Origin of the sequence: [Ruminococcus] lactaris ATCC 29176 (assembly GCF_025152405.1) — a bacterium.
Taxonomy (GTDB): domain Bacteria; phylum Bacillota; class Clostridia; order Lachnospirales; family Lachnospiraceae; genus Mediterraneibacter; species Mediterraneibacter lactaris.
In genome coordinates, this window is the sequence record NZ_CP102292.1 from 888,391 (window position 1) to 899,841 (window position 11,451).

An 11,451-nucleotide genomic window follows, 5' to 3' on the forward strand; every position below is an offset into this window, starting at 1 on the left:
TTTCTTGAGGTTATAGAAAGGTAAAGTAGTTGTATTATGGCAGAGGCAAAAAGAGATTATTATGAAGTACTCGGCGTAAGTAAGGATGCCGATGATGCTACAATAAAAAAAGCATATCGTCAGCTTGCAAAGAAGTACCATCCGGATATGAATCCGGGAGATAAAGAAGCTGAGAAAAAGTTCAAAGAGGCTTCTGAAGCCTATGCCGTTCTGAGTGACGCTGACAAACGTCGTCAGTATGATCAGTTCGGCCACGCGGCATTTGAGGGAGGTGCCGGAGGTGCAGGTGGATTTGGCGGCGGATTTAATGGAGCTGATTTTGGAGACATTTTCGGAGATATCTTTGGAGATCTGTTCGGAGGTCCCAGAAGAGGCGGAACAAGTAATGGCCCGATGAAAGGTGCCAATATCAGAAAAAGTGTCCGCATTACGTTTGAAGAGGCAGTACATGGATGTGAAAAAGAGCTGGAGCTGGTTCTGAAAGATCCATGTGAAGACTGTCATGGTACAGGTGCAAAGCCGGGAACTTCTCCCGAGACTTGTCCAAAGTGTGGTGGAAAGGGTCAGATTGTTTATACATCCCAGTCTTTCTTTGGTACTGTACAGAATGTGCAGACCTGTCCGACCTGTGGCGGTTCAGGAAAAGTTGTAAAAGAAAAGTGTCCGAAATGTGCAGGAACCGGATATACCGCAAGTAAGAAGAAGATCAAAGTTACTATTCCAGCAGGAATTGATAACGGACAGAGTATCCGTATTCGCGAAAAAGGCGAGCCGGGAGTTAATGGCGGTCCGAGAGGAGATCTGCTTGTTGAGGTAAATGTATCCAGACATCCGGTATTCCAGCGTGTAGATATGAATATCCTCTCTACAGTTTCAATATCCTTTGCGATCGCAGCACTTGGTGGAGAGATCAAGATCCCGACAGTAGATGGAGATGTAGTCTGCACGATCAAGCCGGGAACAAAAACCGGAACAAAGGTACGTTTAACCGGAAAAGGTGTTCCGTCATTGAGAAATTCACAGGTCAGAGGAGATCATCTGGTTACAGTAGTGATCCAGACACCGGATCATCTGAGTGCAGAAGCAAAAGAAGCTCTCAGAAGATTTGATGAGTTGACAGGAAATACACTGAAACGCAGTGAAAATACAGAAACCGCAGAGGACAAAAAGTCAAAGAAGAAGTCTTTCAAAGAAAAAGTGAAAGAAGTTTTTGAAGATAAAGAATAAAAAGTCCTGAATAGTGAGTTAAGGTTTCAGGCAGAAAGAATGGCAGAGGAAAAGCAATTTTCCCTGCCATTCTTTGAAATTATTTAAGTGGAATCCCGAATAGATACTATATTTAATTGATGTTGGGGTCAAAAGCCCCCAACAATGATGCCAACGGATTGTTTCGTGCTACGCACTCCCACAATCCTACCCGCTATTCGCATATCATGGTGCTTACGCCCCACTTTTATGCTCATATCGGGGCGGGTCTCAAGGTCATTCTACCACCAGTGTGCAAGCACACGTGGTTTCAGACCTTTTGACCCTGACATCTTTAATTTCTTTCCCCCACAAATACAATAACAGACCGTTCTCCAAGCAGAACGGAGGAACCGGCAGCAGGTATTTCAGAATCCGTGAATGTCTGCTGTTTTTTGTCTCCTGTATTGACGGCAATCTTCCAGGTATAGCCGTCCGGGAGCTGAGGCAGAGTCAGAGCAGCGGAACACCAGTGTGTATTCACGGCAAGGAAGACCAGATCTTCTTTGTGCAAAGAGTCATCATAACCTGAAAAGAGAACGCAGGCAGTGTGACTGCTTTCCGGCAGGTCAGGTTTCCATGGAGTGAGACCATGAAGACTCATGGACGGAAAACCGAGATAACTAGGCTCAAGGTCTTTGCGGATACAGGCATGAGCTTTTCTGAAGTGGATCATATAACGGAAAAACTCATACAATGCTCTGTTCTTCTCTAAAAGTGACCAGTCCAGCCAGGAGATCAGATTATCCTGACAGTAGGGATTATTATTTCCATAGCGTGTATCAGCAAATTCATCTCCGGCGAGAAACATAGGAGTGCCACGGCTGCACATCAGGACAGCACAGGCATTCATCATCATTTTTCTGCGAAGAGCCAGGACGGAAGGATCCGTTGTATCTCCTTCCACACCACAGTTCCAACTGTTGTTGTCATCTGCACCGTCTGTATTTCCCCAGCCATTGGCTTCATTGTGCTTTTCATTATAGCTGTAGAGATCGTAAAGCGTAAATCCATCGTGGCAGGTCAGAAAATTAACAGAAGCATTCCTGCCCCGGAAAACCGGATCATAAAGATCGGGTGAACCGGTGATCCGGCGGGCAGCAGCCTGGGAAAGAAAATCATCTCCTTTCAGAAAACGACGCATATCATCCCGGTAACGTCCATTCCACTCAGCCCAGCGTTTCCAGGAGGGAAAAGATCCGACCTGGTAGAGTCCGCCGGCATCCCAGGCTTCTGCGATCAGTTTTACATTTCCAAGGATGGAATCAAAAGCCAGACTGCGGAGAAGCGGAGGCTGGTGCAGAGGAGTTCCGTCCTCGTTGCGTCCGAGAATGGAAGCAAGGTCGAACCGAAACCCGTCAACACGGTATTCGATCACCCAGTAACGAAGACAGTCCAGGATCATATTTTGCACTACGGGATGATTACAGTTGAGCGTATTTCCGCAGCCACTGAAATTATAATAATGTCCATCGGGAGTGAGCATGTAGTAAATCTGGTTGTCAAAGCCTTTGAAAGAAAAGGATGGGCCAAATTCATTTCCCTCGGCAGTATGGTTAAAAACCACATCCAGAATCACCTCCATGTTCTGGTCATGAAGTTCTTTGATCAGACTTTTCAGTTCCATTCCCTCGCGGTTGTACTCTTTAGAAGAGCTGTAGCTGGTATTTGGTGCAAAAAAGCTGACCGGGTTATATCCCCAGAAGTCGAGCAGCAGGTTTTCATCAATAAGTCGTGCATCCCGCATTTCGTCAAATTCAAAGACCGGCATCAGCTCAACGGCATTGACCCCAAGGCCTTTCAGGTAAGGAATCTTTTCTTTCAGACCGTCGAAAGTACCGGGATGTTTCACTCCTGAACTTGCATCCTTTGTGTAGCCGCGGACGTGCAGTTCATAAATGATGAGATCTTCCATCGGGATGGAAGTGTGACGCTGCTGCCCCCAGTCGAAGTTAGAATGAACGACACGTGCCCGGTAGCCATGTTGCGGATTATTTTTATGGCCCCAGTGGCTTTGCCCGGTTACGGCACGGGCATAAGGGTCAAGCAGGACTTTGGTACGGTCAAAGCGGAGCCCCATCTTCTCGTCATAAGGTCCGTCCAGCCGGTAAGCATATTCAAATTCTTCAATGTCGAGACCAAATACGATCATGGAATAGCAGAATCCGATGCGGTAATTATCAGGAAATGGAAGAACGGCAAAGGGCTCTTCCGCTTCCCGGTGGAACAGTAAAAGTTCGCAGGAGGTTGCCTTATGCGACTGGATCGTGAAGTTGACTCCACCAGGGATCACGGTTGCACCGAAATCAAGAAAAAATCCGGGACGCACCTGAAATCCGCAGATAGTGTCTAAGGGTTTTAATTGTCCGGCAGGGACAAGAACAAGATCGGTCTGATTATTTTGCAAGATCATTTCACTCCTTCTATCTATTAAGTTACAGGGTTTAAGATGCTTTTGACCCCGACATCTATTTATAGGATAATTATAGAACAGAATCTTTGAAATGCAAGATGAAAGTGGTATACTGTAACAACAGAGAAAAAAGAGTGAACTGTTCAATATCAGTGGAAGAACAGGGATCATGAAAGAAAGAGGTAAGATTATGACAGAAGAACAGAAGACGGAAGGATGTTCAGAATCGGCTTGCTCCAGTTGCTCACAGGCAGGTTCCTGCAGCAGTAAGAAAGTGGATCTGCACGAGCCGGCAAATGCACATTCATCCATTGGAAAAGTCATTGGAGTTGTCAGTGGAAAAGGAGGCGTCGGAAAATCTCTTGTCACCGGCTCACTTGCAAGGCAGATGGTGAAAATGGGATACAAGGTTGGGATTCTTGATGCAGATATTACCGGACCTTCCATTCCGAAAATGTACGGTATTCATGAAAAAGCTCAGGGAACGCAGGAAGGTATCCTTCCACGGATTGCAAAAGACGGGACAAAGATCATGTCAGTGAACTTGTTGCTTGAAGATGAGGAGGCTCCGGTAATCTGGCGTGGACCGGTGATCGCAGGGGTTGTGAAGCAGTTCTGGACAGAGGTTATGTGGGGAGATCTTGATTATCTGTTTGTGGATATGCCACCGGGAACGGGAGATGTTCCGCTGACCGTATTCCAGTCACTTCCGGTCGATGGGATCGTGATCGTGACATCTCCGCAGGATCTGGTCAAAATGATCGTGAAAAAGGCGTATGGTATGGCAAAGCAGATGAATATTCCGGTGCTTGGCATTGTTGAAAATTATAGCTATATCCTCTGTCCAGACTGCGGAAAAAAGATCCACATTTTCGGAGAAAGCCATATTGATGAGATCGCTGCGGAACTGGAAGTGCCGGTTCTTGGCAGGATGCCGTTAGATGCAGCACTTGCAGAGGTCGTGGAAAAAGAAGCATTTTATGAAGCAGAGAATCCTTATCTGGAAGTTGAGGTCTTATAGAGATGAAAGGACAGGGAACAGAGATCTGGAAAAAAGAAGAATATTCTTATGAAGGAGCTCATGGATTTATTCCGGTGATGGTCAGTTATATGCATGAGGATGATAAGATCCATCCGGCTATGATCGTTGTTCCGGGAGGTGGATACCGGCAGGTTTCACGGACAGAAGCACATCTGGTTGCCATGGATTTTTACGAGGCAGATTATAATGTATTTGTGCTTGTCTATACAGTGAATCCGCTGGATGAAGTTCCACTGGGAATGCAGCCTCTTCAGGATATTTCAAGAGCAATCCGCATGATACGCGGGAAAGCAGAAGAGTACCGGATCACCCCGGAGAAGATCGCAGTATGCGGATTTTCTGCAGGAGGGCATTTATGTGCCAGTTTAAGTGTGCATTGGAAGGATATAAAAGATCCGGATCCGGTATATGACCGGGTGTCCAACCGTCCGGATGCAGCGATTCTTGCTTATCCGGTCATCACTGCAGGAAAGGCGGCACATCCGGGATCTTTTGTCGCCTTATTCGGGGAGAACCCGGATCAGAAGGATCTAGATTATATGTCACTTGAAAAGCATGTGACCGCAGATACGCCACCCTGCTTTTTGTGGCAGACAGCAACAGATGAGTCAGTTCCGGTAGAGAACAGTTATCTTTTTGCAAAGGCGTGTAAAGAAGCAGGTGTTCCGTATGCTCATCACGTATTTTCAGATGGTGTTCACGGAATGTCTGTAGCGACAGAAGACTGGCTGGAGGAAAGAGGCAGAGAACCTTATACGATGGAGCAGATCAGACTGCTTGGCGAAGCAATCCTGAGAGGTGAAACCAGGTTTGAGAAAAAGACCGGTGAGGAGCTGCTTGCGAAGTATGGAATTTCCAGACCTGCACCGGAAAAATGGAGTCGGGATGAGAAAGAACACTTGCGGAAGGTTTTAAAAGAAGTTGGTGCATGGAGGATGCTTGCAAAGTGCTGGCTTGCAGCAGTATGGGATGTGTAGGAAAGTAAGAAAAAGAGAGAACGACAAAGCTGATAACAGGAAGTGCAACAGAAAAAGCGGAAGGAGAACAGGATGAGAATTTTATTGATCCGGCACGGAGACCCGGATTATGAACATGATACCTTGACAGAAAAAGGACGCAGGGAGGCAGAACTGCTGGCAAAGAGGGCATCATCGCTTGCGATGGGAAGTTGTTATCAGTCTCCCCTTGGCAGGGCGATGGATACGGCACAGCCCTGTCTGAAAGCGACGGGAAAAGATGCGGAAGTACTGGAGTGGCTGCGGGAATTTCCGGCACAGCTGGATCTGAATAAAGATCCGGAATTGAGCCGGGCATATCCGGGAGCAAAAATGGCAGACGGAAAGTATCTGATAAGGAATGTATGGGATATGGCACCGGGATACTGGACAGAGCATGAAGAATATATGGATCGCAGGGAATGGAGAAATTCCAAGGTGGCAGAATGCTCTGATATGAAAGTGGTTTATGACCGGGTGATCCGGGAGTTTGATGCATTTCTTGCAGAGCATGGATATGTGAGGGAGAGAAATCATTACCGGGTAGAAAAAGAAAGTACAGAGACGGTTACCTTTTTCTGTCATTTTGCGATCAGCTGTGTATTATTATCCCATTTGTGGAATGTTTCCCCGTTTGTATTATGGCATGGGCTGGTGCTTGCACCGACTTCTGTGACCGAGGTGGTAACGGAAGAGAGAGAACAGGGAATTGCGTATTTCCGCGGTACAAAAGTAGGAGATATTTCCCATTTATATGCAGGAGGGGAAGAACCGGCTTTTGCTGCCCGTTTCTGTGAAGTATACAGCAATGAGGATCAGAGACATTAGAGGAGTGTGCTTATGGAACAGAAGAAAAAGCAGGATCATAAATTTTATGGAGGATTCCGGTATGCGATCGAAGGGATTCTGACCGGGATTCGTCAGGAGCAGAATATGAAGATGCACTGTATCATGACAGTGCTGGTGGTGCTGGCGGGATTTTTCTTTGAAATTTCGAAGATAGAATGGTGTATCTGTCTGCTTTTGTGCGGACTGATCATGGCACTGGAACTGGTGAATACATCTGTTGAGGCAGTTGTTGATCTGGTGACGGAGAAAAGAAAACCGCTGGCCAAGATCGCAAAGGATACGGCTGCCGGTGCAGTGCTGATCGCAGCACTTTTTTCTGCAGTGATCGGTTGTATTATTTTTGTTCCAAAAATAATGGAATGGTTTACATTTTTTTGAAAAAAGTGTATAACAAGAGTATAAAATCAGATAATGTAAAGAGGCTTAGAACCTTGAAAGGAGCAGAAGAGTATGGAAAGATTGACGGATGGTCTGAAAAAGATCTTATTGGCAGGAATCGGAACAGTAGCTGTGACGGCGGAGAAGTCAAAGGACGTGCTGGATGAGCTTGTAAAAAAGGGTGAGCTGACAGTAGAGCAGGGGAAAGTCCTCAACGAAGAGCTGAAGCATAATATCAAGAAGACGGTCAAGGATAGTGTGAATGTATCAGTGAAAGCATCCTCACCGGAAGAACTGACAGAGCTTCTTGGAAAGATGACACCGGAGCAGTTAGAGCAGTTAAAAGAGCAGCTCGCAAAGATGGAAACGGCAGAAGCTGTGGACGGAGAGTCAGAAGACGGAGTGAATGCAGAGGCAGAAGCAGCAACAAAAGAAACTGCTGAAACAGCTCCGGAAAAGAAAGATGAAGAATGAAAAGTCGGGTTCCAGATTAAAAGAGATAACCGCAGTTTTAAGAAAGCATGAGCTGACCCGGGGGATCACACCGGAGAAGTTGCGGCTGATTCTTGAAGATCTGGGACCTACTTTTATTAAGATTGGTCAGATCATGTCACTGCATTCAGATGTACTTCCAAAGAAGTACTGTGATGAACTGATGAAGCTGCGGTCCGATGTGGCTCCAATGCCATTTTCGGAAGTGGAGGAAGTGATCGAAGATTCCTATGGGTATCCATGGCAGGAGGTCTTTTCACAAATTGAAAAGGAGACATTAGGTTCAGCTTCCATCGCACAGGTTCACAGGGCAACGCTGAAGACAGGAGAAGAAGTTGTCGTAAAGGTGCAGCGAAAAGGAATTTACGATACGATGGCAAGAGACATTGGTCTTCTGCATAAGGCGGTCAAGCTTGTACCACCGATCAGCATCAAAGAAACCATCGACTTCAGTATGGTGCTGGATGAATTGTGGGTCGTAACGCAGGAAGAGATGAATTTCCTGACGGAAGCAGCCAACATGGAAGAGTTTGCCCGACGGAATAAAGATATTGCGTATGTAAGGACGCCGGTTTTATATAAGGAATTTACAACGCATCATGTTCTGGTGATGGAATATATCGAAGGATATCCTATCGATGAAAAAGAAGTGCTTGAAAAAGAGGGCTACGATCTGGAAGAGATCGGAACAAAGCTGGTTGACCATTATATCAAGCAGGTCATGGACGATGGCTTTTTCCATGCAGATCCCCATCCGGGAAATGTACATATTTCGGACGGGAAAATTGTATGGATTGATATGGGCATGATGGGACGGCTTTCAGACAGAGACAGAGAACTGATCTCCGATGCGATCCAGGGGATTGCGATCAATGATATCGGGATGATCCAGGATGCGGTTCTTGCGTTGGGAGAATTTCGGGGAAAACCGGATCAGAGTAAGCTGTATGAGGATATCAGCAGCTTGATGATCAAGTATGGCAAGCTGGATATGGGAAATATCGACGTGGCAGAGGCAATGCAGGATCTGATGGAAGTTATGAAGACGAACCGGATTTCTATGCCACATGGTCTGACGATGCTGGCACGCGGTCTGACGCAGATGGAAGGTGTTCTTGCTGAGATCTGTCCACAGATCAATATGGTAGAGATCGCTTCAGCAAGGATCAAAGGTGATTTCCTGCGGAATTTTAACTGGAAAAAAGAATTGAAGTCCGGTGGAAAGAACCTGTATCGAGCGATCCATAAGACGATCGAGATTCCGTCACTGGCAGCAGATGCACTGCAGGGATATATGAAAGGGCAGACGAGGGTCAACCTGGATCTTCATGTATCAAAGGATCTGGCAGAGCTGTTAAGAAGACTGGTGAGAAATATTGTGATGGGACTGTGGGTCATGGCACTTCTGATCAGTTCAAGCATCATCTGTACAACGAATATGAAGCCAAAGTTATGGGGAATCCCGGCAATTGGTGCGATCGGATATCTGATGGCATTCGTGATCGTGATGTATGTATTTATCAAGCATTTTTTGTCAAGAAAATAAGGAAAAAGTAATCACCGTATAAAAGGACAGAACCTTTTTATACGGTGATTTTTTTATAGCAGGAAAGTATACATTTCTGAAGCATTCTGAAATCGTTAAAGGAATCCGCAAAAGAAAAGACGATCGTACTGGTTTCCAACAGAGATTCCACCATGAATGTTGCAGATTTTGTATATGAAATGGAAAAAAGAAATAGTTCACTTGCAAAATGAAAGAAAATCTGTTAGAGTACTACAGGTAATTAATAAGACAGTTCGTGACCATCCTGTCTATAAAAAAAACTAGGGATAAAAGTTGTAATTTAAGATCTGTGAGATGCTGGTCCTATCTCTTTTCAGTCCGGTATCGTTACGATTTACAGGAGATGTCTCTCGGGGTCAGTACCGTCAGGCATCTCCTTTTTCTTGAAAATTCATTTTCATTTTCCCGGGGAACAGAGTTGGCACGCATCAAAAGAAAAAGAAAGAAGGGTGAAGATGGGACAGACAGAAAATCCAGTTCGCTATAGTATTATAACGGATAAAAACCCAAGGGAGATTGTTATGCTCCGGGGAAGCGGATGCCGTTATCTGCGGTGTCGTTTCTGTGATTATCATTTGGATTCTTCCAGAAATGAAGAAGAAAACTATAAGATCAACAAAGAGGCACTTTCTAAGGTAAATGGCATATATCACAGTCTTGAGGTAATCAATTCCGGAAGTTTTCTGGAACTTGATGAAAAGACAATGGAAGAAATCAGGCGGGTCTGTAAAGAAAAGCAGATCAGTCAGCTCCGGTTTGAGGTCCACTGGATGTATCATAAGCATGTACAGAAGTGGAAGGATTATTTTAAAAAGCAGGGAATCACGCTGAAGATTAAAATGGGTGTGGAGACATTTGATGATACGTTCAGAAGAGAAGTCTTTGACAAAGGAATGGAAGGCGTTATGCCGGAAGAGATCGCAGGAGTGGCAGATGAAGTCTGTCTGCTTTTTGGAATCAGTGGGCAGACAGCAGAATCCATGCAGAAAGATATAGAAACGGGATTAAAATATTTTGAACGGATCTGTATCAATATTATGGTGGAAAATACAACACCGATCCGTCCGGATCAGGAAGTGATCCGACTTTTTGTGGAACAGATTTATCCGAAATATAAAGAAAACCAAAGGGTGGATATTTTGCTTCAAAATACAGATTTTGGAGTCGGAGGAGAAGAAAAGGAGAAAGAAGAAAATGAATGAGATATTATTGGTTTTAAGTCTTTTGGTTATATATGGAAGTGTTCTGTTAGTTTACAGATTATTTGGGAAAAGCGGATTGTATTGTTTTACAGCGATCGCTACGATTACCGCCAATATTGAAGTGCTGATCATGGTGGACGCATTCGGAATGGAGCAGACTCTGGGGAATATCCTTTTTGCGTCGACATTTCTTGTTACGGATATCATCAGTGAGGTAGACGGGAAAAAGGCAGCACAGAAAGCAGTAAATATCGGAATTTTTACGTCGGTATTTTTTATCGTAGTTTCCCAGTCCTGGCTTTTATACAGACCGAGTGCGAGCGACTGGGCACAGCCGGCGATCAAAGAGATTTTTTCCAATACACCAAGACTGATGATCGTCAGTGTGCTGGTTTATGCAATCTGTCAGCGGTTTGATGTATGGGCTTATCATAAATGGTGGGCGATTACCAAAAAGCATTTCAATGGAGATTCAAGAAAAGCATTATGGCTGAGAAATAACGGGTCGACACTGATCTCACAGTTACTAAATACATTATTGTATACTTTTGGGGCATTCTGGGGAATGTATCAGTTCCCAACTCTGGTCAGTATCGCACTGGCGAGTTATGTGATCTTTATCATTACGAGTATTGCAGATACACCATTTGTTTATCTGGCGAGAAAAATGCATGAAAAAGGCAGTATCCCGGAGGGACAGCAGTAAGGATTTTATTAAATAATATCAGAAGTTCAGGGGAAATGCGAAAGACGAACTAACAGGAAAAAGTCAGTTAGCAATATCATAGAAGTCAGTCATTTGCGAAAAGATATTTTCCATTATCTGGCAATGTGAGTGACAGGAAGGACAAAAAAATCTGGGATGTAAAGCACCTGCAGCACACTGGTGCTTTATTGTATCAAGATATTCATAAGTATGCTTAAAAAATTCTTTATTTGTAGGTCTGTTGTCAGAACTGCTTCTGCCGAAGACTTTTTTGAGCATACGGTCGTTGGAAGAGACCCATATAGTGAGAATACTATTTCGTATATTCTTCTCGACACATTTCCATGTTGTGCCGTAGTGATTCGCAATATCAATGTATAAAAATTTCGTAATACAAGAGATACAGTGAGGGTCTTCTTCCATAAGAAGGAGGCCGTAGACAATATAATCGTAACCAAGGTTTGTCTTTGAAGTACCAAGCTTTTCAAGTGTATCAAACAATAATTCTTTATAATTCATGAACCTTCTCCTCTCAGATGAGAACATCGTTCCTTGATAATAT

At 44.6% G+C, this 11,451-nt stretch carries 12 protein-coding genes; 10 read left to right on the forward strand and 2 right to left on the reverse strand.

Annotated elements, in window-relative coordinates; all coding sequences use genetic code 11:
• Positions 1–36: 36 nt before the first annotated feature.
• On the forward strand, positions 37–1,227 hold the full coding sequence (gene dnaJ, locus NQ541_RS04095) for a molecular chaperone DnaJ (protein WP_005613088.1): 1,191 nt from the start codon (positions 37–39) through the stop codon (positions 1,225–1,227).
• A gap of 119 nt (positions 1,228–1,346) precedes the next feature.
• A complete protein-coding gene (locus NQ541_RS13110) occupies positions 1,347–1,529 on the forward strand; it encodes a hypothetical protein (RefSeq protein ID WP_081442907.1) in 183 nt (60 codons plus the stop codon).
• Between the two features lie 11 nt (positions 1,530–1,540).
• Here NQ541_RS13110 and NQ541_RS04105 read toward each other — a convergent pair whose 3' ends face one another.
• Positions 1,541–3,658 (reverse strand): glycogen debranching protein, encoded by a 2,118-nt coding sequence (locus tag NQ541_RS04105; protein WP_005613086.1) that lies wholly within the window; start codon positions 3,656–3,658, stop codon positions 1,541–1,543.
• A 190-nt stretch (positions 3,659–3,848) separates the two neighbouring features.
• On the opposite strand from NQ541_RS04105, the gene NQ541_RS04110 reads away from it, so the two are divergent.
• The 8 genes from NQ541_RS04110 to NQ541_RS04145 all read left to right on the forward strand — a co-directional run bounded on the left by NQ541_RS04110 (position 3,849) and on the right by NQ541_RS04145 (position 10,889).
• Positions 3,849–4,679: an Mrp/NBP35 family ATP-binding protein gene (locus tag NQ541_RS04110; protein WP_044941229.1), complete on the forward strand. Its 831-nt coding sequence runs from the start codon at positions 3,849–3,851 to the stop codon at positions 4,677–4,679.
• 2 nt (positions 4,680–4,681) lie between these two features.
• Positions 4,682–5,677, forward strand: a complete 996-nt coding sequence (locus NQ541_RS04115) for an alpha/beta hydrolase (RefSeq protein WP_005613082.1) — start codon at positions 4,682–4,684, stop codon at positions 5,675–5,677.
• 72 nt (positions 5,678–5,749) lie between these two features.
• Positions 5,750–6,523: a histidine phosphatase family protein gene (locus tag NQ541_RS04120; protein ID WP_044941226.1), complete on the forward strand. Its 774-nt coding sequence runs from the start codon at positions 5,750–5,752 to the stop codon at positions 6,521–6,523.
• 12 nt (positions 6,524–6,535) lie between these two features.
• A complete protein-coding gene (locus NQ541_RS04125) occupies positions 6,536–6,922 on the forward strand; it encodes a diacylglycerol kinase family protein (RefSeq protein ID WP_005613078.1) in 387 nt (128 codons plus the stop codon).
• A 72-nt stretch (positions 6,923–6,994) separates the two neighbouring features.
• The gene (locus NQ541_RS04130) at positions 6,995–7,396 is read left to right on the forward strand and encodes a phasin family protein (RefSeq protein WP_005613076.1); all 402 of its coding nucleotides are present in this window, start codon (positions 6,995–6,997) and stop codon (positions 7,394–7,396) included.
• Positions 7,386–8,960, forward strand: coding sequence for an ABC1 kinase family protein (locus NQ541_RS04135; RefSeq protein WP_005613074.1), 1,575 nt, complete (start codon positions 7,386–7,388; stop codon positions 8,958–8,960). Before NQ541_RS04130 ends, NQ541_RS04135 begins: the two co-directional genes overlap by 11 nt.
• A gap of 476 nt (positions 8,961–9,436) precedes the next feature.
• A complete protein-coding gene (locus NQ541_RS04140) occupies positions 9,437–10,183 on the forward strand; it encodes a radical SAM protein (RefSeq protein WP_044941223.1) in 747 nt (248 codons plus the stop codon).
• Complete coding sequence (locus NQ541_RS04145) at positions 10,176–10,889, forward strand: queuosine precursor transporter (protein WP_005613067.1); 714 nt, start codon at positions 10,176–10,178, stop codon at positions 10,887–10,889. Before NQ541_RS04140 ends, NQ541_RS04145 begins: the two co-directional genes overlap by 8 nt.
• Before the next feature lie 63 nt (positions 10,890–10,952).
• Here the strand turns inward: NQ541_RS04145 and NQ541_RS04150 are convergent, their stop codons facing one another.
• Positions 10,953–11,408: a sporulation initiation factor Spo0A C-terminal domain-containing protein gene (locus tag NQ541_RS04150; protein ID WP_005613065.1), complete on the reverse strand. Its 456-nt coding sequence runs from the start codon at positions 11,406–11,408 to the stop codon at positions 10,953–10,955.
• Positions 11,409–11,451 lie beyond the last annotated feature (43 nt).